This window comes from Pseudomonas sp. LBUM1676, assembly GCF_059695605.1.
The window spans coordinates 5704462-5724526 of record NZ_CP166777.1 but is presented as its reverse complement, the minus strand read 5'-3'; the positions used below and the strand labels follow the sequence as shown (position 1 = coordinate 5724526).

General features: G+C 60.5%; 21 protein-coding genes. 16 read left to right on the top strand and 5 right to left on the bottom strand.

Translation table 11 applies throughout. The annotated features are described in order from the left end of the window. Positions 1–33: 33 nt before the first annotated feature. The 8 genes from ACA041_RS26435 (at position 34) to ACA041_RS26400 (ending at position 8094) form a co-directional block, all read left to right on the top strand. Positions 34–1035 carry a diguanylate cyclase domain-containing protein gene (locus ACA041_RS26435; RefSeq protein WP_497438518.1) on the top strand — a complete coding sequence of 334 codons (1002 nt, stop codon included), beginning with the start codon at positions 34–36 and terminating at the stop codon, positions 1033–1035. Between the two features lie 106 nt (positions 1036–1141). Then, a protein-coding gene (gene prfB, locus ACA041_RS26430; protein ID WP_497438517.1) for a peptide chain release factor 2 occupies positions 1142–2237 on the top strand; the annotation gives its coding sequence in 2 pieces (ribosomal slippage) (positions 1142–1213 and positions 1215–2237; 1095 coding nt in all). Between the two features lie 118 nt (positions 2238–2355). Then, positions 2356–3858, top strand: a complete 1503-nt coding sequence (gene lysS / locus ACA041_RS26425) for a lysine--tRNA ligase (RefSeq protein ID WP_497438516.1) — start codon at positions 2356–2358, stop codon at positions 3856–3858. A gap of 114 nt (positions 3859–3972) precedes the next feature. After that, positions 3973–4677 (top strand): TetR/AcrR family transcriptional regulator, encoded by a 705-nt coding sequence (locus ACA041_RS26420; RefSeq protein WP_497442176.1) that lies wholly within the window; start codon positions 3973–3975, stop codon positions 4675–4677. 162 nt (positions 4678–4839) lie between these two features. Continuing rightward, a complete protein-coding gene (locus tag ACA041_RS26415) occupies positions 4840–5394 on the top strand; it encodes a hypothetical protein (RefSeq protein ID WP_497438515.1) in 555 nt (184 codons plus the stop codon). 35 nt (positions 5395–5429) lie between these two features. Continuing rightward, positions 5430–6707: a flavohemoglobin expression-modulating QEGLA motif protein gene (locus ACA041_RS26410; RefSeq protein WP_497438514.1), complete on the top strand. Its 1278-nt coding sequence runs from the start codon at positions 5430–5432 to the stop codon at positions 6705–6707. Positions 6708–6853: 146 nt separating this feature from the next. Continuing rightward, positions 6854–7768 carry an alpha/beta hydrolase gene (locus ACA041_RS26405; RefSeq protein WP_497438513.1) on the top strand — a complete coding sequence of 305 codons (915 nt, stop codon included), beginning with the start codon at positions 6854–6856 and terminating at the stop codon, positions 7766–7768. Continuing rightward, entirely contained in the window at positions 7765–8094 is a 330-nt protein-coding gene (locus ACA041_RS26400; protein WP_497438512.1) for a PA3694 family proteiin, read from the top strand. Before ACA041_RS26405 ends, ACA041_RS26400 begins: the two co-directional genes overlap by 4 nt. A 187-nt stretch (positions 8095–8281) precedes the next feature. On the opposite strand, the gene lptF is transcribed toward ACA041_RS26400, so the two are convergent. The 3 genes from lptF to ACA041_RS26385 form a co-directional block, all read right to left on the bottom strand. Beyond that, complete coding sequence (gene lptF / locus ACA041_RS26395; protein WP_497438511.1) at positions 8282–9070, bottom strand: lipotoxin F family OmpA-related lipoprotein LptF; 789 nt, start codon at positions 9068–9070, stop codon at positions 8282–8284. 50 nt (positions 9071–9120) lie between these two features. After that, positions 9121–9534: a DUF4398 domain-containing protein gene (locus ACA041_RS26390; protein ID WP_497438510.1), complete on the bottom strand. Its 414-nt coding sequence runs from the start codon at positions 9532–9534 to the stop codon at positions 9121–9123. Positions 9535–9908: 374 nt separating this feature from the next. Next, the gene (locus ACA041_RS26385; protein WP_497438509.1) at positions 9909–10253 is read right to left on the bottom strand and encodes a pilin assembly protein; all 345 of its coding nucleotides are present in this window, start codon (positions 10251–10253) and stop codon (positions 9909–9911) included. Between the two features lie 200 nt (positions 10254–10453). Here ACA041_RS26385 and ppc point away from each other — a divergent pair, with 200 nt between their 5' ends. The 7 genes from ppc to ACA041_RS26350 all read left to right on the top strand — a co-directional run bounded on the left by ppc (position 10454) and on the right by ACA041_RS26350 (position 17744). Continuing rightward, positions 10454–13084: a phosphoenolpyruvate carboxylase gene (ppc, locus tag ACA041_RS26380; protein WP_497438508.1), complete on the top strand. Its 2631-nt coding sequence runs from the start codon at positions 10454–10456 to the stop codon at positions 13082–13084. Positions 13085–13377: 293 nt separating this feature from the next. Beyond that, positions 13378–14028 carry an adenylate kinase gene (gene adk, locus ACA041_RS26375; RefSeq protein WP_497438507.1) on the top strand — a complete coding sequence of 217 codons (651 nt, stop codon included), beginning with the start codon at positions 13378–13380 and terminating at the stop codon, positions 14026–14028. Positions 14029–14115: 87 nt separating this feature from the next. Continuing rightward, positions 14116–14790: a tRNA (adenosine(37)-N6)-threonylcarbamoyltransferase complex dimerization subunit type 1 TsaB gene (gene tsaB, locus ACA041_RS26370; protein ID WP_497438506.1), complete on the top strand. Its 675-nt coding sequence runs from the start codon at positions 14116–14118 to the stop codon at positions 14788–14790. A gap of 232 nt (positions 14791–15022) precedes the next feature. Continuing rightward, entirely contained in the window at positions 15023–15328 is a 306-nt protein-coding gene (locus ACA041_RS26365; RefSeq protein WP_497438505.1) for a hypothetical protein, read from the top strand. Further along, positions 15328–16188: a DUF72 domain-containing protein gene (locus tag ACA041_RS26360; RefSeq protein ID WP_497438504.1), complete on the top strand. Its 861-nt coding sequence runs from the start codon at positions 15328–15330 to the stop codon at positions 16186–16188. Before ACA041_RS26365 ends, ACA041_RS26360 begins: the two co-directional genes overlap by 1 nt. 33 nt (positions 16189–16221) lie before the next feature. Further along, on the top strand, positions 16222–17043 hold the full coding sequence (locus ACA041_RS26355) for an isocitrate lyase/PEP mutase family protein (RefSeq protein WP_497438503.1): 822 nt from the start codon (positions 16222–16224) through the stop codon (positions 17041–17043). A gap of 20 nt (positions 17044–17063) precedes the next feature. Continuing rightward, positions 17064–17744 carry an extensin-like domain-containing protein gene (locus ACA041_RS26350; protein WP_497442175.1) on the top strand — a complete coding sequence of 227 codons (681 nt, stop codon included), beginning with the start codon at positions 17064–17066 and terminating at the stop codon, positions 17742–17744. Between the two features lie 3 nt (positions 17745–17747). Here the strand turns inward: ACA041_RS26350 and ACA041_RS26345 are convergent, their stop codons facing one another. Further along, complete coding sequence (locus ACA041_RS26345) at positions 17748–18368, bottom strand: energy transducer TonB (RefSeq protein WP_497438502.1); 621 nt, start codon at positions 18366–18368, stop codon at positions 17748–17750. Positions 18369–18461: 93 nt separating this feature from the next. Here ACA041_RS26345 and ACA041_RS26340 point away from each other — a divergent pair, with 93 nt between their 5' ends. Next, positions 18462–19244, top strand: coding sequence for a class I SAM-dependent methyltransferase (locus ACA041_RS26340; RefSeq protein ID WP_497438501.1), 783 nt, complete (start codon positions 18462–18464; stop codon positions 19242–19244). A 126-nt stretch (positions 19245–19370) separates the two neighbouring features. On the opposite strand, the gene ACA041_RS26335 is transcribed toward ACA041_RS26340, so the two are convergent. Next, positions 19371–20006 (bottom strand): TetR/AcrR family transcriptional regulator, encoded by a 636-nt coding sequence (locus tag ACA041_RS26335; RefSeq protein ID WP_497438500.1) that lies wholly within the window; start codon positions 20004–20006, stop codon positions 19371–19373. Positions 20007–20065: the final 59 nt, after the last annotated feature.

Below are 20065 nucleotides of genomic sequence, written 5' to 3'. Positions count from 1 at the left end.
ATCCCGGCCCAAGCAGTACTCAGGTGACCGCACATGAATGACTTACAGCTCGACGGCTTTAAAACCGACGAAAACGCCGCCATGGTGTTGTTGGTAGACGATCAGGCGATGATCGGCGAGGCGGTGCGCCGCGGCTTGTCGAACGAAGAAAATATCGACTTCCACTTTTGCGCCGACCCGCATCAGGCCATCGCCCAGGCGATCCGCATCAAGCCGACGGTGATCCTGCAGGACCTGGTCATGCCCGGGCTCGATGGCCTGTCCCTGGTGCGCGAATACCGCAATCACCCGGCGACCAAGGATATTCCGATCATCGTCCTGTCGACCAAGGAAGACCCGCTGATCAAGAGCGCGGCGTTTGCGGCCGGGGCCAATGATTACCTGGTCAAGCTGCCGGACAACATCGAACTGGTGGCGCGGATCCGCTATCACTCGCGTTCCTACATGACCCTGCTGCAGCGTGACGCGGCGTACCGGGCGCTGCGGGTCAGCCAGCAGCAGTTGCTCGACACCAACCTGGTGCTGCAACGGTTGATGAACTCAGACGGCCTGACCGGTCTGTCGAACCGCCGGCACTTCGATGAATACCTGGAGCTGGAGTGGCGCCGCTCGCTACGCGACCAGAGTCAGCTGTCGTTGCTGATGATCGATGTCGACTATTTCAAGTCTTTCAACGACAGCTTCGGCCACCTGGACGGCGATGAAGCCCTGCGCAAGGTGGCCACGGCAATCCGTGACGCCAGCGCCAGACCTTCGGACCTGCCGGCACGTTACGGTGGCGAAGAATTCGCTCTGGTCCTGCCCAACACTTCCCCGGGCGGCGCGCGGCTGGTGGCGGAAAAACTCCGCCAGTCCGTGGCCGCCCTGAAGATTGCGCACATTTCCCCGGTCGAAGGGTCGAGCCTGACCATCAGCATCGGCCTGTCGACCATGACCCCGCAACCGGGCGGCGACTGCCGTCAATTGATCTCGGCGGCGGACAAGGGGCTGTACCTGGCGAAGAACAATGGGCGTAATCAGGTGGGGATTGAATGAACCATCGGTTTCATTCGCCGCTAAAGCCGCCAGGCGGGCTGCCGTGACAGCCTGATTACGGTATACTCGCCGGCTTTCAAAAGTTCGCCAACGAGTGCTGCCCGCCATGGAAATCAACCCGATCCTTAACAGCATCAAGGACCTGTCCGAGCGCTCCGAAACTATTCGGGGGTATCTTTGACTACGATCAAAAGCATGAGCGTCTGACTGAAGTCAATCGCGAGCTTGAAGATCCGTCTGTCTGGAACAACCCGTCGTACGCTCAGGAACTGGGCCGCGAGCGGTCGCTGCTGGCCCAGATCGTCGAAACCCTCGACGAAATGCACAGCGGCCTGGCCGATGCCAAAGACCTGCTGCTGATGTCCGCCGAAGAAGAAGACCAGGCCGCCGTCGATGACGTCGCCGCCGAAGTCGAGCGCCTGCGCGAATCCCTGGAAAAACTCGAATTCCGTCGCATGTTCAGCGGTGAGATGGACGCCAACAACGCCTACCTGGACATCCAGGCCGGCTCCGGCGGTACCGAGGCTCAGGACTGGGCCAACATCCTGCTGCGCATGTACCTGCGCTGGGCTGACAAACGCGGTTTCGACGCGACCATCATGGAACTCTCCGCCGGTGAAGTCGCCGGGATCAAGGGCGCCACCGTGCACATCAAGGGCGAATACGCCTTTGGCTGGCTGCGGACCGAAATCGGCGTGCACCGTCTGGTGCGCAAGAGTCCGTTCGACTCCGGCAACCGTCGCCACACCTCGTTCTCGGCGGTTTTCGTTTCGCCGGAAATCGATGACAACATCGAAATCGACATCAACCCGTCGGACCTGCGCATCGATACCTATCGCTCATCCGGTGCCGGTGGTCAGCACGTAAACACCACCGACTCGGCCGTACGTATCACCCACGTACCGTCCAACACCGTGGTCAGCTGCCAGAACGAACGCTCCCAGCACGCCAACAAAGACACCGCGATGAAAATGTTGCGGGCGCGCTTGTACGAGCAGGAAGTGCAGAAACGCAACGCGGCCTCGCAAGCCCTGGAAGACACCAAGTCGGATATCGGCTGGGGCCACCAGATTCGCTCCTACGTGCTCGACGCGTCGCGGATCAAGGATTTGCGCACCAACATCGAACGCAGCGACTGCGACAAGGTGCTCGACGGCGACATCGACGAGTACCTGATAGCCAGCTTGAAACAAGGGCTGTAAAGGCACGCGCTACAGGGTCACCACGACCCTGTAGGAGCGAGCGATGCGGCGACCCGACTTGACCGTGAACCCTGCCGCCAGGCAGGGGCAACGAACCTGTGATGGAATTTTTAAAGAAATGAGCGACCTAGAACTCGACCCGCAAGCCCTGCAACAGGAAGAAAACTCCCTGATCGCCCTGCGCAAGGAAAAGCTGGCTGCCGAGCGCGCCAAGGGCAATGCCTTCCCGAACGACTTCCGCCGCGACAACTACTGCGAAGACTTGCAGAAGCAATACGCGGACAAGACCAAGGAAGAGCTGGCAGAGGCTGCAATCCCGGTCAAGGTTGCCGGTCGTCTCATGCTCAACCGTGGCTCGTTCATGGTGATCCAGGACATGTCCGGTCGCATCCAGGTTTACGTCAACCGTAAAACCCTGTCCGAAGAAACCCTGGCCGCGGTGAAAACCTGGGACCTGGGCGACATCATTGCGGCCGAAGGCACCCTGGCCCGTTCCGGCAAGGGCGACCTGTACGTCGAAATGACCAACGTGCGCCTGTTGACCAAGTCCCTGCGCCCGTTGCCGGACAAGCACCATGGCCTGTCCGACACCGAGCAGCGCTACCGTCAGCGTTACGTCGACCTGATCGTCAACGAAGAAGTGCGTCAAACGTTCCGCGTGCGTTCGCAAGTGATTGCGCACATCCGCAGCTTCCTGATGCAGCGTGACTTCCTCGAAGTCGAGACGCCGATGCTGCAGACCATTCCGGGTGGCGCGGCAGCCAAGCCGTTCGAGACTCACCACAATGCGCTGGACATGGAAATGTTCCTGCGTATCGCGCCGGAGTTGTATCTGAAGCGTCTGGTGGTCGGTGGCTTCGAGAAAGTGTTCGAGATCAACCGCAACTTCCGTAACGAAGGCGTCTCGACGCGTCACAACCCTGAATTCACCATGTTGGAGTTCTACCAGGCTTACGCCGACTACGAAGACAACATGGACCTGACCGAAGAACTGTTCCGTGAACTGGCGCAGCTGGTCCTGGGCAGCACCGACGTGCCTTACGGCGACAAGGTGTTCCATTTCGGCGAACCGTTCGTGCGTCTGTCGGTGTTCGACTCAATCCTCAAGTACAACCCTGAGCTGACCGCTGACGACTTGAACGACATCGACAGGGCTCGCGCCATCGCCAAGAAGGCCGGGGCCAAGGTGCTGGGCTTTGAAGGTCTGGGCAAGCTGCAGGTGATGATTTTCGAAGAGCTGGTCGAGCACAAGCTGGAGCAGCCGCACTTCATCACCCAGTACCCGTTCGAAGTGTCGCCGCTGGCTCGCCGTAACGACGACAACCCGAACGTCACCGACCGTTTCGAACTGTTCATCGGCGGCCGTGAAATCGCCAACGCCTATTCCGAGTTGAACGACGCGGAAGACCAGGCCGAGCGCTTTATGGCGCAGGTGGCCGACAAGGACGCCGGCGACGACGAAGCCATGCACTACGACGCCGACTTCGTTCGCGCGCTGGAGTACGGCATGCCGCCAACGGCCGGTGAAGGTATCGGCATCGACCGCCTGGTGATGCTGCTGACCAACTCCCCGTCGATCCGCGACGTGATCCTGTTCCCGCACATGCGGCCGCAAGCGTAATTGTTTCAATTAAAAAGCCGCCTGACATGGGCGGCTTTTTATTGCCTGTCTGGTACAAACGTATCAATTGGTTACTTTTGAAGTAAGAGAGGAATACCTGTCGTGAACCATGCAATGGCTCTAGAGGGTGCAGCGGGTATCGCCACTGCGGTCGCTGAAAGTGTTCAGTACCAAGGCCGCAAGGCCAGCCGGCAGGGTAGCGAGCAGCGTCGACAGGACATTCTCGATGCGGCGATGCGCATTGTCGTGCGCGATGGCGTGCGGGCCGTACGGCACCGTGCGGTGGCGGCCGAGGCCGGTGTGCCGCTGTCGGCCACCACTTATTATTTCAAGGATATCGATGACCTGCTCACCGATACCTTCGCTCAATACGTGGAACGCAGCGCGGCCTTCATGGCCAAATTGTGGGCCAACAACGAAGGTTTGCTGCGGGAGATGGTCGCCTATGGCGATGGCAGCCCCGAGTCGCGCTCACAACTGGCAGACGACATTGCGCGGCTGACGTCCGACTATGTTCATCGTCAATTGCAGAATCGTCGCGAACACTTGATGGCCGAGCAAGCGTTCCGTCAGGAGGCGCTGTTGAACCCGCGCCTGGCGGAGTTGGTACGCTCGCATCAGCAAATTCTGCTGCAGGGCACTTGCCATTTTTTCGAGGTGTTGGGTTCCCGTGAGCCACAACAGGATGCCAAAGTGTTGACGGCGATTATCGGACGGATGGAATATCAGGGCCTGCTCAACGACGCCGAGCCTGCCGCCGAAGAGGAAATGCTCGGTATTCTCACGCGGTATATGCACCTGGTACTGGCGTCGGTGTAAGCCTCAGGGTGGACGCTCAATCCCTGTGGGAGCGAGCCTGCTCGCGAATACGGTCTGACATTCAACATCTCTGTTGCCTGACACTCCGCCTTCGCGAGCAGGCTCGCTCCCACAGGGTCCGGTGGTCCGTCAAGGTCCGCGTGTGTTCATAGGGAGTATTGGATGAAAGCCTGGCGCGTCGTTGTGATCGCCTTGTCGTTCCTGCTGCTCAGTGGCTGTCTGGTGACCTTCAAGGAACCGCTGCCCAACAGCGACCCCGCGCCCAAAGGGTTGCTCGGCAAATGGACCAGCACCAACGCCTGGGGCGAACCGATGAACCTGGAATTGACACGCGTCAGTGGCAATCGCTATCAGGCGGTCAGCTACTTCAAGGCCAAACCCCGGGAGCGCGAAGCCTATCCCTTCACGATATCGCGCCATGGCAATCGCTGGTATCTGTCGGCGAAGGTGCCGGCGCAGTTCGGCGGACATTTCATCATCGCCGGCTTCGAACTCAACGATAAGCACGAACTGGTGGTGTACAACCTCGACCTCGAGCAGATCAACCAGGCCCTGGGGCAGAAAGTCCTCAGCGGCGAAGGCTTCCAGACCGACGACGGCGATGGCGTGCTGATCAACACCAGCATGGACCAGGTTTTCGCCTACCTCGACGATCCGGCCAATTCCGATGTGTTCGTGGAAGCTGCACGGTACCAGCGCTTGGCCAAAGCCAAATAATCCAGCAAGTAACGGTTTTTCTACAGGAGTTTCGGGTGGACGATTACCAGCAGTCGATACGCATTTTGTCCGATCGCATTGTGCTGGCGCAGACGCCGATTCGCGTCCTTGATGCGGTCAAGTGGGATGACACCGTGCGCAAGGGTTTCCTCAAGGCCAAGGGCAAGGAAATGCCGGCGGTGGACCGCGATTACTACCTGAACCGGCCACTGTCCTTCGACTCCAGCAAGGTGAAGCTGGAATTCCAGAACATCGAGCGCGACATCACCCGTCAGCTCGGGCAGTTCAACCCGGTTGGCCAGATCATGAGGCGCATGTGCAAGGAATACCGCATGGTCGTGCGCATGCTCGAAGCGCGCGGCACCGAGGATTTCGGCCTGATTTCCCAGGAGCTGTACGGCGCTGCGTCCGACGCCTTCCACGCGGGAGACCCGACCCTGTCCGACCTGGGCCTGATGCTCTCCGATTACCTGAACAACATCGACGGACGCGGAGACCTGAAGGACGAGCCGAAAATCCTCACCGCCAAGGACGCCGTGCATTTGCTGCAAACCCGGTTGAGCAAGGTGTTTGGCGAGGCCGAGGAAACCATTCGGGTGTTCGAGTCCGACGGTATCGTTGCCGATGCGGCGGCCGGCGCCGACTACATCAAGATTCGCACCGACGCGATGTTCAACGAGCGTGACGTGCGCGCCCTGGAAGTCCATGAAGGGCTGGTGCACGTGGGCACCACGCTCAATGGTCTGAACCAGCCGATCTGCACCTTCCTGTCCAAAGGCCCGCCGTCGTCGACGGTGACCCAGGAAGGCCTGGCGATCCTGATGGAGATCATCACTTTCGCCTCGTACCCGAGTCGCCTGCGCAAACTGACCAACCGCACCCGCGCCATTCACATGGTGGAGGAGGGCGCGGACTTCCTGCAGATCTTCGAATTCTTCCGCGAGCAGGGCTTCGAAATGGCCGAAAGCTATGGCAACGCCAGCCGGGTGTTCCGCGGTTCGGTGCCGACCGGTCTGCCGTTCACTAAAGACTTGTCCTACCTCAAGGGCTTTATCATGGTTTACAACTACATTCAGTTGGCCGTGCGTAAGGGCAAGCTGGAGCAGATCCCGTTGTTGTTTTGCGGCAAGACCACACTTGAGGACATGCGGACCTTGCGCCAGTTGGTGGATGAAGGCCTGGTGATACCGCCGAAGTATTTGCCGGATCAGTTCCGCGACTTGAACGCGCTGTCGGCGTGGATGTGTTTCTCCAACTTCCTCAATCACTTGAGCCTGGACCGGATCGAAGCGGATTACTCAAACATCCTCTAACGATGACTAGATCCCCTGTAGGAGCGAGGCTTGCCCGCGAAGAACGATGACACGGTTTAATAGATGCTCCGCGTTATCGTTCTTCGCGGGCAAGCCTCGCTCCTACAGGTACAGCGTTCCAACCGAATTCTGCGAGGTTTCATCGGATGAGAATCCTCGGCTTCATCTGCCTTCTCCTGACCTTGAGCGGTTGCAGCTCCCTGCTGTTCTACCCCGAACCCGGCCAACTGTTCACCCCGGAAAAGGCCAGGCTCGAATTCCGCGACGTCACCCTGACCACCGCCGACGGCCTCAAGCTGCACGGTTGGTGGCTGCCAGCTAAAAAAGGCGTCGAGGTCAAGGGCACGGTGCTGCACCTGCACGGCAATGGCGGCAATCTGCCAATGCATCTGGGAGGGAGCTGGTGGTTGCCCAAAGAAGGCTATCAAGTGCTGCTGGTGGACTATCGCGGTTATGGCCTGTCCGAAGGCGAGCCAAGCCTGCCGGCGATCTATCAGGACATCGACGCGGCCTTCAAATGGCTCGACCAGGCCCCGGAGGTGAAGGGCAAACCGCTGATTCTCCTTGGGCAAAGCCTCGGCGGTTCGATGGCCGTGCACTATCTGGTGCAACACCCTGAACGCCAGAAACAACTCAAAGCCTTCGTCCTCGACGGCGTGCCCGCCAGTTACCGCAGTGTCGGCCGTTTTGCGCTAAGCAACTCATGGCTGTTCTGGCCGTTCCAGGTGCCGCTGTCGTGGCTGGTGCCGGACGGTGACAGCGCCATCCACTCGATGGCGCAGCTCAATGCCGTGCCGAAACTGATCTACCACAGCATCGACGATCCGATCGTGCCTCTTTCCAACGGCATCCGTCTGTATCAAGCTGCGCCGCCGCCGCGGGTGCTGCAACTGACCCGTGGCGGGCATGTGCAGACGTTCGCCGACCCGGTCTGGCGCAAGGTCATGCTGCGTTATCTCGACGATCCGCAGCATTTCAATGGTCTGCGCCGCCTGGGCGAGATACCGAATTATCCGGCAGCCCCGAATTCCGAAGATGAACCACCAGAGAGTCCGCAATGAGTGAAGAACGTAACGCCATCCCGCTGATCATCACCGGTATCTGCAGCATCCTCGGCACCGTCGGTGCCCTGTGGTGGTATGGCTACCTGCACTTTGCCAAACCGGAAGATGCGCTGCTGCTCAGCGACTTCACCCTGCTCAAGACCGTGCCAGGCCAAGACTACAAAGTCTCCCTGGAACCGGCTGCGCAAGTGGCCCAGTGCATCGATGGCGTGCTGGTGATGTTCGACACCGAACAGAAAGGCCTGACCGGCGTGCTGGTCAACAACAAGAAAAAAGCCGTGCGCTGCATCGGGCAGGAAACCCCGCAGAAACTGGAGCAATAATCCCGGCCGGTGTTCACTAAAGATCCAATGTGGGAGCGGGCTTGCTCGCGAATGCGGTTTGAAATCCGACATCTTTGTTGTCTGACACACCGCTTTCGCGAGCAAGCCCGCTCCCACAGGGTTAAGTGATAACCAAAAAAAGCCCCGCCTGATCAGATCAGGCGGGGCTTTTGCGTTACTGCGACGCTTAGTTCGAGCTAACCGCCGAACGCGGGATCACCGGCTGGTTGTCGTTGGAAATGGTCACTTCCACCCGACGGTTCATCGCCCGACCCGAGGTGCTGCTGTTTTCAGCAACCGGGTATTCCTTGCCATAACCCTGGGCAACGATGCGCGCTGGATCAACGCCCATTTTCGCCAGGGCCGTGCGCACGGAACCGGCGCGGCGCTCGGACAGCGACTGGTTGTGCGAAGCCGTACCGGTGCTGTCGGTATAACCTTCGACAATCACCTTGCGGTCCGGGTTTTCCTGGAGGAACTGTGCCAGTTTGTTGATATTGACCAGACCGCTGGATTTCAGATCGGCACGGTCGGTGGCGAACAGCACATCACCGAAGGTCACCAGGGTGCCGCGATCGGTCTGCTTGGCGTTCAGGCTGTCCTGCAGCTGTTTGATCTGCTGGTCGCGGGCATCCAGGCGGGCCTGGGCACGTTGCGCGGCAGCGTTCTTCAGGTTGGCTTCAGCGGTGCGCAGGGCGATGGTCTGCTTCGCCACTTCAACACGCTGGTTAGTCAGATAGGCAAGCTGGTCGACCTTGGCCTGGTCTTCCTTGTCCAGGTAGGCCTTGTCGGCCTTGTCCAGGTAATCGCTGGCGTCCTTGGTTTCCAGTGCCGCGACTTTGCTGGCTTGCGGGTTGGTTTGCAGGCCGCTGTAGTTGGTGCGGGCCTGTTCCAGGTTCGCATTAGGCGGCGTGGAGCAGGCAGCCAGTGCAACACTTGCAGCCAGCAGGGCAGGGATCATCAATTGTTTACGCATAATGGTTTCGTCCTTTTAGTCGAGTAAGAAAATACGTCGTGCCGCGCCGCTTATTGCACGGTGCGCTGGCTTTCCTGACGCAGTTCCTGAACCCCTTTCTGAGAGTCCTTCACAGCCTGTTCGGCTTTCATCGCCTGGGCTTTGCGTTCTGCTACGCGAGCGTCCCACTCGGCCTGTTCAGCCAGAATTTTCGCCTCGGCATACTTTTTGTCGTGCATGGCGATTTCGGCTTGCTTGAGCTTGTCCTGGGCGGACTTCATTTCCACTGCGGCGAACTCGGTACCGCCAGCGCTGACTGCGCCATTCACGGCGGATTGGGTCACGGCGAATTGTTCGGTCGGCGGATTACCGGCGCAACCGGCCAGGACCAGGCTGCTGCCGATTGCCAGTGCGGCCAGTTTCAGGCTGCGCAGGCGGGTAGACGGGGATTGGGCAGTTCGGGTCTTCATGGTCTTCAACTCCATTGGAATAACTCCTGAAAAACTTAAAAATCCATCCTGGGCCAGGAGCCGCAACCGACAATTTCCGGGGTGTTCTGACACGGCCGTCCCAGGCGTGGTTACTGGGTGTGACCCAATGCGTTTTTCAAAAGTTCAGAGAAGATGGCCTGTTGCCCTAAAAAACTTTGACCGAGTGGACAAGGCTCTGGATCGGGACTTTGGCAGTATGCGGTGGTATCCCCGGCCTGTTTCGGATCGGGGATACACGTTTATGAAGGGCAAATGTAGGAGCGAGCTTGCTCGCGATGGACGTTAACGATGACGTGTTTGTGCTGGATAAACGCGTCGCCTTCAAGACCTTCGCGAACAAGCTCGCTCCTACAAGGATCAAGCGCTGATCAGTGTTTTTGTTCGTCGTTACCAGTCGACAAATCCTGCAGATGACGACGGGACAAGGCGAGAAAACGTGGCGTCGGGCCGACGTCTTCGTACAGCGGATCGCCTTCTTCATCGGTGGCCACGACGGTCGAGCCCTTCACGTACGGGAAGCTTTTTTCAAGTTCTTCCAGGGCGGCGCCGATCAGTTCGCCAAGCAGTTCTTCGGGATGCCGTTTGGGGTACATATCGACGATTGCAGCCAGCCGCGCGGCAGCCTCCACATCCAGATGAATCTTGTAGCCGGTGTCGGTCAGGCGACCCTTGGCGTTTTCTTCCCAATGCTGGGCAAGCTCGCGGATTTTCATAGTGACCTCAATGCGCTCCTGCTCGTGGCAGGCAGGGTGATTGCCGGCTGTGGCCGGCGGCAGCCGTTGTACGGCTTACCCTTCAGACTAGCTATAACGCCCAAGGTTTAAAGTCCCTTCGTCGTCTTGCTTGTAAGAACCGGTCTGGAGCGGCACTCTTGAAGCTCTTAGCCGCCCGGATTTTTGCTGGAGAACTGCTGATGACCGATATCGATGCACGCTTGCGCGAGGACGTTCACCTGTTGGGTGAGCTGTTGGGCAACACCATTCGTGAACAGTACGGGGACGGCTTTCTCGACAAGATCGAGCAGATCCGCAAGGGCGCCAAGGCCGACCGTCGCGGTTCGATGGATGCCGAACTGAGTGCCAGCCTCAACCAATTGAGCGAAGACGAGTTGCTGCCGGTAGCGCGGGCGTTCAACCAGTTTCTCAACCTGGCCAATATCGCCGAGCAATATCAGCTGATTCACCGTCGCGAAGAGTCGCAACCTGCACCGTTCGAAGCGCGGGTACTACCGGAACTGCTTGCCCGTCTGCTTGCCGAAGGCCATGGCGCCGAATCCCTCGCCCGGCAACTGGGGCGGCTGGAGATCGAACTGGTCCTCACCGCACACCCGACCGAAGTGGCGCGCCGCACGCTGATCCAGAAGTACGATGCAATTGCCGCGCAACTGGCCGCCCAGGACCATCGCGACCTGACCACTGCCGAGCGCGAGCAGATCCACGCGAAGTTGCAGCGCCTGATTGCCGAAGCCTGGCACACCGAGGAAATCCGCCGTACCCGACCGACGCCGGTGGACGAGGCCAAATGGGGCTTCGCGGTGATCGAGCATTCGTTATGGCAAGCCATCCCCAATTATTTTCGCAAAGCTGACCAGGCCCTGCATGCCGCCACTGGCTTGCACCTGCCACTGGAGGCGGCGCCGATTCGTTTTGCCTCGTGGATGGGCGGCGACCGGGACGGCAACCCCAACGTGACCGCTGCTGTGACCCGTGAGGTGCTGCTGCTGGCGCGCTGGATGGCCGCCGATTTGTACGTTCGCGATGTCGATCACCTGGCGGCCGAGCTGTCGATGCAGCAAGCCAGCGATGCCCTGCGAGCCAAGGCCGGGGACAGCGCCGAACCTTATCGCGCGGTACTCAAACAACTACGCGAACGCCTGCGCGCCACCCGTAACTGGGCGCACGCGTCGTTGACCGCGACCACGCCGGCGCCCGCCGGGGTCCTGCAGAACAACCGCGACCTGCTCGATCCGCTGGAGTTGTGCTATCACTCGCTGCACGAGTGCGGCATGGGTGTGATCGCCGACGGCCCGTTACTCGATTGCCTGCGCCGGGCGGTCACCTTCGGCCTGTTCCTGGTGCGCCTGGATGTGCGCCAGGACTCGTCCCGGCATTCGGCGGCGATGACCGAAATCACCGATTACCTGGGCCTCGGTCGCTATGAAGACTGGAGCGAGGAAGAGCGCATCGCCTTCCTGATGCGCGAGCTGAACAACCGTCGACCTTTGCTGCCGGCGTACTTCAAGCCCTCCGCCGACACCGCCGAAGTGCTGGCGACCTGCCGGGAAATCGCTTCGGCACCCGGGGATTCACTCGGCTCCTATGTGATTTCCATGGCCGGCGCCGCTTCCGACGTGCTGGCCGTGCAACTGCTGCTCAAGGAAGCCGGCGTATTACGGCCGATGCGGGTAGTGCCGCTGTTCGAAACCCTCGCCGACCTTGATAACGCCGGCCCGGTGATTGAAAAGCTGTTGCTGCTGCCGGGCTATCGCGCGCGCTTGCAAGGGCCGCAGGAGGTGATGATCGGTTATTCCGACTCGGCCAAGGACGCCGGCACCACCGCGGCGGCCTGGGCGCAATATCGGGCACAGGAGCGTCTGGTCGACATCTGCCGCTCGCGCGACGTGGAGTTGCTGCTGTTCCACGGTCGCGGTGGCACGGTGGGGCGCGGTGGCGGCCCGGCTCACGCGGCCATCCTGTCGCAGCCGCCGGGTTCGGTGGCGGGGCGTTTCCGCACCACCGAGCAGGGGGAAATGATTCGTTTCAAATTCGGCCTGCCGGACATCGCCGAGCAGAACCTCAATCTGTACCTGGCCGCCGTGCTGGAAGCGACCTTGCTGCCGCCGCCACCACCGACGCCCGAATGGCGGCACTTGATGGACGAACTGGCTGCCGATGGCGTCAGCGCCTACCGCGCCGTGGTGCGGGAAAATCCACAGTTCGTCGAGTACTTCCGCCAATCCACGCCGGAACAGGAGCTGGGACGCTTGCCGTTGGGCAGTCGTCCGGCCAAGCGCCGCGCGGGCGGCATTGAAAGCTTGCGAGCGATCCCATGGATCTTCGGCTGGACCCAGACCCGCCTGATGTTGCCGGCCTGGCTCGGCTGGGAAGCCGCCCTGAGCAAGGCGCTGGAACGCGGCGAAGGCGAGCTGCTGGGGCAGATGCGCGAGCAGTGGCCATTCTTCCGCACCCGCATCGATATGCTGGAAATGGTCCTGGCCAAGGCCGATAGCGATATCGCCCGGTCCTACGATGAACGTCTGGTCGAGCCGAATCTGCTGCCTTTGGGTGCGCATTTACGCGACCTATTGTCGCAGGCCTGCTCGGTGGTCCTGGGGTTGACCGGTCAGTCTCAGCTACTGGCACATAGCCCAGCCACCCTCGAATTCATCCGCCTGCGTAACACTTACCTTGATCCGCTTCATCTATTGCAGGCCGAACTATTGGCGCGCTCGCGGCAACAGGAAGTGGCGCAGGACAGTCCCGTAGAGCAGGCGCTGCTGGTGTCTGTGGCGGGGATTGCCGCCGGATTGCGAAATACCGGCTAAGGTTTTTGCCGTGGGTTCAGGCACTCGATGCGGGCATCGGGTGCCTGCTGGCAGAGGATTGAAAAGTGCTGCCAGGCGACAGTTAATGATGGGGTTGCGACTAGGGGTACCCCGTCCCAAAGGTCACGTCAGGCGCGGGTTTCTCCGACTTTCGGCGGCTTGTGTGGTCAGGGCCTGCTGTGTATCTTGATCAGCCTTCGGCCGTTTGGGCGGTCACGATCCTTTTTTTTAGATTGGCCCCACGAGGCGAATCTGACGTTATCTGTATCTATAAAAAATTGAGGAGCACATCGATGCGCGTCATTCTGCTGGGAGCTCCCGGGGCCGGTAAAGGTACTCAGGCAAAGTTCATCACCGAGAAATTCGGCATTCCGCAAATCTCCACCGGCGACATGCTGCGTGCCGCGGTCAAGGCCGGCACCGAGCTGGGCCTGATCGCCAAGAGCGTAATGGACAGCGGTGGTCTGGTTTCCGATGACCTGATCATCAATCTGGTCAAGGAGCGCATCAGCCAGGCCGATTGCGCCAACGGTTTCCTGTTCGACGGTTTCCCGCGCACCATTCCCCAGGCTGAAGCCCTGGTGAAAGCCGGCGTCGAGCTGGATCACGTGGTCGAAATCGCCGTCGATGACGAAGAAATCGTTCAGCGTATCGCCGGGCGTCGTGTTCACGAGGCCAGCGGTCGCGTGTACCACACCATCTACAACCCGCCGAAAGCTGCAGGTCTTGACGATGTCACCGGTGAAGCACTGGTGCAGCGCAAGGACGACACCGAAGAAACCGTGCGTCATCGCCTGTCGGTCTATCATTCCCAGACCAAGCCCCTGGTCGAGTTCTACCAGAAGCTGTCTGCCGCTACCGACGGCAAGCCGAAGTACAGCCACATTACTGGCGTCGGTTCGGTTGAAGCGATCACCGGCAAGGTGCTCGAAGCGCTGAGCTGAACACCGATTCATCTTCTACGGCCCGCTTGCGGGCCGTAGTTGTTTATACTGGCGCACTTTTTTCTGACCTCTCTTACGGAAACATCGATGAGTACCTTGCTGGCCCTGGACACCGCGACTGAAGCTTGCTCCGTTGCCTTGCTGCATGACGGCAAAGTCACGAGCCATTACGAGGTGATCCCGCGCCTGCATGCGCAGAAACTGTTGCCGATGATCCAGCAATTGCTGGCCGACGCCGGGACCACTTTGCAAGCCGTGGATGCCATTGCCTTCGGTCGCGGGCCGGGCGCGTTCACCGGCGTGCGGATCGCTATCGGTGTCGTGCAAGGCCTGGCGTTTGCGCTGGATCGTCCGGTGTTGCCGGTGTCGAACCTGGCGGTACTGGCGCAGCGAGCGTATCGCGAACACGGCGTGAGCCAGGTCGCGGCCGCTATCGATGCGCGGATGGATGAGGTGTATTGGGGTTGCTACCGCGAAACGGCGGGGGAGATGCGCCTGGTCGGCAATGAAGCGGTGTTGCCACCGGAAGCGGCAGCGCTGCCGGCCGATGCCAGCGGTGACTGGTTCGGGGCGGGCACCGGTTGGGGTTACGCCGAGCGCATCGCGGTCAGTCTGACCGGGCAGGATGCGGGCATGCTGCCTCACGCTGAAGACCTGCTGACCCTGGCGCGTTTTGCCTGGGAGCGGGGTGAAGCGATTGTGGCGGATGAGGCGCAGCCGGTTTATTTGCGCGATAAGGTGGCGACACCCAAGGCGCGTTAATATCCCAGACCGAGTCGATCCAATCGCGAGCAGGCTCGCTCCCACAGGGTTTGCGCTAATCTCTGTGGGAGCGAGCCTGCTCGCGAAAGCGGTATAAGCAATACAGCCAATCGTCGATTTATACCCCTGCTTTTAAACCTTTTAGCTTTTTTGTGTTCTAGTTATCACTCGGCGGTTTGCGAAGTGGGCTGTGCGCCACTAAACTGCCATCACTGATACCGAGCCTGCACGTATGCGTATAGACGGCCTTTCCTCTCAGTCCTACCCCATCAAGCGCCAGCCTCGCAAAGGCCGGGTGGTTGAGGACGAGTCCGTCGATATCGACGGTGAGCTGGAGTTTCCGACTGAAGAGCAACTGGCCGCCCGTACCGCCAAAGCCAGTGCGCAACGCTTGAGCAATCTCCCCGCCCGTCAGCAAGACCTGCTTTACCACCGCGCCATGAGCAAAACCGTATCCATGGCCCTGGCCAGTTACCTGAGCACGGCCGGTTTTGTCGATTGGGATGCGGATGTGCTGGGCCTCGACCTGTACATCTGATGCTGTTGCCTTACTACCTCGGTTGTCCGTCCTGGAGTGAAAACGCCTGGCGCGATTACCTGTATCCGCAAGACGCCAAACCCGCCGAATTTCTGAAACTATATTGCCAGGTGTTCAACGCCGTTGAAGGCAATACGACCTTTTACGCCAGCCCCTCTGCCGCCACCGTGCAGCGCTGGGCCGACACCATGCCGGAACATTTTCGTTTCACCGCCAAGTTCCCCGGCGACATCAGCCACAGCGGCGACCTGCGCGAACAACTGACCGCCGTTGAAACCTTCCTGCAATTGCTCAGCCCTCTTGGTGAGCGGGTTTCCCCAGTCTGGCTGCAACTCTCTAAAAGCTTCACACCTCAACGACTGTCGGAGCTGGCCGGTTTTATCGACGCAGTGGACCGACCTCTCGCAGTCGAGGTGCGGCATGACGAGTTCTTCGCCAAGGGTGATACCGAGCGCCGTCTCAATCGCCTGCTGCTGGATCGTGGCGTCGAGCGCATCTGCCTCGATCCGCGTGCGCTGTTCAGCTGCACCTCGACCGATCCGTCAGTGCTCCACGCCCAATCGAAAAAGCCCAGGGTTGCGCCACGCCCGGCCGCGTTCAGCCAATTCCCGCAGGTGCGCTTCATCGGCCATCCGCAACTGGAAGCCAATGATCCGTTCCTGGTGCCTTGGGTCGAGAAAATAGCCCTGTGGATCGAAGAAGGCCGCACGCCGTATATTTTCCTGCACACCGCCGACAATCTGCTGGCAGCCAGGCTTGCTCAACGATTCCACGCTCAGCTGATGCTGCGATTGCCTGGCCTGCCGCCTCTGCCTGAGCTATACAGAGAGCCCGCCGTGGAGCAACTTGGCCTGCTCTGAAGCGGATTCGTTCCCCTTTCCAGGAGCCTGCCAATGGATGCGCAAACCCTTCGAGCCCAGGCGTTCAAAGCACTGCACGAACGCGATGGCGCTTTTGTCATTCCCAACCCGTGGGACGCCGGCTCGGCGAAAATGCTCGCCAGCCTTGGTTTCGAGGCACTGGCGACCACCAGCGCCGGTTATGCCTTTTCCCAGGGCCGCCCCGATGGTGGCCTGACCCTGGACCAGACCCTGGCGAACGTTCAGGCGATTGTCGCGGCCAGCGATCTGCCGGTCGCGGTCGATCTGGAAAATGGTTTTGCCGACGATCCAGCCGACTGTGCCCAAAGTATCTTGCGGGCCGCCGCAGCCGGCGCCGTCGGCGGCTCGATCGAAGATGCCACGGGGCGCGAAGACGGTCCGATCTACTGCTTCGACCATGCAGTAGCCCGTATCGAAGCCGCTGTCGCCGCCGCCCGCAGTTTGCCTTTTGAGTTCACGCTGACGGCCCGGGCCGAGAATTTTCTACAGGGCATACCCGACCTCGACGATACGATTCGCCGCTTGCAGGCCTTTGCCGAAGCCGGTGCCGACGTGCTGTATGCGCCGAGCCTGCGCAGCGCTGAAGAGGTACTGGCGGTGGTGCGTGCGGTAGCGCCCAAGCCGGTCAATGTCTTGATGTCCGGCGGGCTCAAGCTGACCGTCGAGCAGCTGAGTGCAATGGGCGTCAAACGGATCAGCGTCGGTTCGGCGCTGGCCCTGGCGGCGTATGGCGAGTTCTATCGTGCCGCCGAAGAGATCCGGCAGTCGGGCACCTTCGGCTTCACCTCACGCTCCATGCCGTTCCAGCAGGCCAATCAACTGTTCAAAGGCTGAGGGTGCGGTTTGTGCGGGTGATGTTGTTGCTGGTGCTGCTGCTTATCGGCGCGGCTGCGGTGAGTGTCTGGGGTGGCTGGGTCTCGCTGCCACCGCAATGGAACCCCTGGGCGCCACTGGATGTGAAGGCCGAACCCAATGTTCTGACACGCTACAAGCTGATGCGATTGCGCGATGATCCCCGGCTATGCGATCAAGCCCTGGACAGCGCCGGATTACGCGTGACCCACCAGGCCGACAGCCCCGGCGCGACGTGCCCATTGATCAACGCTTTACGGGTGCAAGGCGGCGAAGTGGCACTGAGCAGCAGTTTCCTCGCCAGTTGTCGCCTGGCGGTGTCCTTTGCGCTGTTCGAGCATCACGCCCTGCAACCCGCGGCACAGACGGTCTACGGACAGGCGGTGACGCGTGTCGATCATCTGGGCAGCTTTGCCTGCCGCAACGTCTACGGGCGCGAGAATGGCAGACGCAGCCAGCACGCCACCGCCAATGCGCTTGATATCGCCGGTTTCCGCCTGGCCGACGGGCGCGCCATCAACGTGCTCAAGGATTGGCCGAAGGATAATCAGGACGCCCGGTTTTTACGCAAGGTCCGCGATGGCGCCTGCGACATGTTCAGTGGGGTCTTGAGCCCGGACTATAACGCCGCCCATCGCGATCACTTTCACCTGGATGTCGGGCCGTGGCGGGTCTGTCGCTGAGGCTCAGGCGGCGATACGCAGGTTCTGCAGGACGATCGGGCGCGCCCAGCCGGTGTCGAAATCGAAGTGTCGCTGTTGCTCCGCCAGTTCTTCGGGCGAAAACGGCGGGAAGGGTTTGTCCAGCAGATGGAGCTCGAACTCGGCGATTGGCAAATGCAGCGCACGCGGTTGTGGCGCCGGGCCGGTGGGCGGCACAGGCTGGCCCGCGGCCAGCACGATCGGGCGAACCCAGCTGCTTTCGAAGTCCTGCTGTTTCTGCTGCGCGCTGATTTCCTCCTCCGGGAACGGTGGGAAGGGCTTGTCCAGCAGGTCCGTTTCGAACTCGGCAATCGGCAGGAACAACGGCTCGGGCGGGCGTACTTCGTTGTCCTTCACCTCACATTCACGCTGGGAAACGATGTGTGCCAGCAGGTCGCTGCCAACGCTGGGTTCGATCGGGCTGTCGAGATCGACCGGTGGAAAGTTGAGCGATGCCGGCAACACCTCACCCGAATGATCGGCCAGCGCCCGGGCAAAAAAATCCTGCCACAGGTGACTGACACCGCTCAGTGCCTGGGTATTTCGCCGGCTGTAATCGCCGTAGGGCGAGATAAAGCCGGTGATGGTGGGTTGAAAGTCTGACATTTCTCTCGGTCGACGCTCAGCTCTGGCAAAATGCCCGTTAGTTTTGTTATCGGCTGTTTTTGCCGATCATTAATTTTTTGAGCGTGTTTTCCCATGATTGAGCAACCTGCGGCCTGCCGCATCCAAGTCGAGGCCTCGACCCCGGCCTTTGAACCACTGGCGCAGCAATGGGCCGAGCGTTTGGGCTTGCCGTTGCAGGTGGCTGAGGCCGAGTTTGCCTTGCAGGTGGGCGAGCAGGGTTTACAGCTGCAACAGCTGGGTGCCGATGCGCCGGGGCCGGTGCGGGTGGACTTCGTCGAGGGCGGCGCGGCCCATCGGCGGTTATTCGGTGGCGGCACCGGACAGATGATCGCCAAGGCGGTGGGCATTGCCCAGGGCGTGCGGCCACGGGTGCTGGATGCCACGGCAGGGCTGGGCAAGGACGCGTTCGTGCTGGCGAGCCTGGGGTGCGAGATGAGCCTGATCGAGCGTCAGCCATTGATCGGCGCCTTGCTTGAAGATGGCCTGGCCCGTGGCGCGGAGGATTTCGACGTGGCGCCGATCGTGGCGCGGATGAGATTGCTCAAGGGCAATTCGATCGAAGTGATGAAAAACTGGCAAGGTGAGCCGCCGCAGGTGATCTACCTCGATCCGATGTTTCCCCATCGGGAGAAAACCGCGTTGGTGAAGAAGGAAATGCGCCTGTTCCGGCCGCTGGTGGGGGATGATCCCGACGCGCCGGCATTGCTCGAAGCAGCGTTGGCGCTGGCCAGTCACCGGGTGGTGGTCAAGCGCCCGCGCAAGGCGCCGTGCATAGCGGGGCCGAAGCCGAGTCATGCGCTGGACGGGAAATCCAGTCGGTATGACATTTATCCGAAGAAGGCGTTGAAGCCCTGAGACCGTGTCGCGCCCTTCGCGAGCAAGCTCGCTCCCACAGGGGATCTGTGGTTGACATAGATCCCCTGTGGGAGCGAGCCTGCTCGCGAAAGGGTCCGGCCAGACACTCAAAAACTATCAGACTGCTTACGGTCGATAAGCCCGCATAAACAACCCCACCACTTCCCGCACATGGCTCTCCGCCGCATCCCCGGTCAACGGCTCGCCACACCCATACAACAAGCGAAAATTCCCCGCACCCTTGAGCAGGCAAAAGAAATGCTCCGCCGCATTGCGCGGTTTGTCGATGCTCAACGCACCGCTCTGATCAACCTTGCCCAGCAAGCGCTCCATGCCATGCAGCATGCGCTCTGGTCCGGCCTGGAAGAAAATCTGCGCGAGCTTCGGGTCCTGGCTGCCCAGGGTCATCATCAGCCGGTGCAGGTTCACCGATTCGTCGCTGTTGATAAGTTGATGGAAGCCACGCGCGATGTTCAGCAGCACCGTTTCCAGGGCGATGCCGTCCGGCAACTCGAAGAACAGCGTCGGCAATTGTTCTTCGCATTTGGCCACGACGGCGGCGGAAAACAGTGTCTCCTTGTCGTTGAAATGGCTGTAGACGGTCAGCTTCGACACCCCGGCCTCGGCCGCCACAGCGTCCATGCTGGTGTTGGCATAACCCTTACTCAAGAACAGGATTTTCGCCGCATCGAGGATTGCCTGGCGCTTGGCCAGATCCTTGGGCCGGCCCGGACCGTTGGGTGCTGAAAGATTGTTCGACATACTTCGCTTTTAATACTGGACTGGTGAGTTTGCTATTAATAACATACTGCTCAGTATAA

Excerpts from the sequence above, each read along its gene's own strand:
- ACA041_RS26420 (WP_497442176.1), top strand. The coding sequence starts at position 3,973 with ATGGCTCTAGAGGGTGCAGCGGGTATCGCCACTGCGGTCGCTGAAAGT.
- ACA041_RS26415 (WP_497438515.1), top strand. The coding sequence starts at position 4,840 with ATGAAAGCCTGGCGCGTCGTTGTGATCGCCTTGTCGTTCCTGCTGCTC.
- ACA041_RS26345 (WP_497438502.1), bottom strand. The coding sequence starts at position 18,368 with ATGTCAGACTTTCAACCCACCATCACCGGCTTTATCTCGCCCTACGGC.
- ACA041_RS26390 (WP_497438510.1), bottom strand. The coding sequence starts at position 9,534 with ATGGAGTTGAAGACCATGAAGACCCGAACTGCCCAATCCCCGTCTACC.
- ACA041_RS26360 (WP_497438504.1), top strand. The coding sequence starts at position 15,328 with ATGCTGTTGCCTTACTACCTCGGTTGTCCGTCCTGGAGTGAAAACGCC.
- ACA041_RS26400 (WP_497438512.1), top strand. The coding sequence starts at position 7,765 with ATGAGTGAAGAACGTAACGCCATCCCGCTGATCATCACCGGTATCTGC.
- lptF (WP_497438511.1), bottom strand. The coding sequence starts at position 9,070 with ATGCGTAAACAATTGATGATCCCTGCCCTGCTGGCTGCAAGTGTTGCA.
- ACA041_RS26355 (WP_497438503.1), top strand. The coding sequence starts at position 16,222 with ATGGATGCGCAAACCCTTCGAGCCCAGGCGTTCAAAGCACTGCACGAA.
- ACA041_RS26385 (WP_497438509.1), bottom strand. The coding sequence starts at position 10,253 with ATGAAAATCCGCGAGCTTGCCCAGCATTGGGAAGAAAACGCCAAGGGT.
- lysS (WP_497438516.1), top strand. The coding sequence starts at position 2,356 with ATGAGCGACCTAGAACTCGACCCGCAAGCCCTGCAACAGGAAGAAAAC.
- tsaB (WP_497438506.1), top strand. The coding sequence starts at position 14,116 with ATGAGTACCTTGCTGGCCCTGGACACCGCGACTGAAGCTTGCTCCGTT.
- ACA041_RS26365 (WP_497438505.1), top strand. The coding sequence starts at position 15,023 with ATGCGTATAGACGGCCTTTCCTCTCAGTCCTACCCCATCAAGCGCCAG.
- ACA041_RS26405 (WP_497438513.1), top strand. The coding sequence starts at position 6,854 with ATGAGAATCCTCGGCTTCATCTGCCTTCTCCTGACCTTGAGCGGTTGC.
- ACA041_RS26350 (WP_497442175.1), top strand. The coding sequence starts at position 17,064 with ATGTTGTTGCTGGTGCTGCTGCTTATCGGCGCGGCTGCGGTGAGTGTC.
- ACA041_RS26335 (WP_497438500.1), bottom strand. The coding sequence starts at position 20,006 with ATGTCGAACAATCTTTCAGCACCCAACGGTCCGGGCCGGCCCAAGGAT.
- adk (WP_497438507.1), top strand. The coding sequence starts at position 13,378 with ATGCGCGTCATTCTGCTGGGAGCTCCCGGGGCCGGTAAAGGTACTCAG.
- ACA041_RS26340 (WP_497438501.1), top strand. The coding sequence starts at position 18,462 with ATGATTGAGCAACCTGCGGCCTGCCGCATCCAAGTCGAGGCCTCGACC.
- ppc (WP_497438508.1), top strand. The coding sequence starts at position 10,454 with ATGACCGATATCGATGCACGCTTGCGCGAGGACGTTCACCTGTTGGGT.
- ACA041_RS26435 (WP_497438518.1), top strand. The coding sequence starts at position 34 with ATGAATGACTTACAGCTCGACGGCTTTAAAACCGACGAAAACGCCGCC.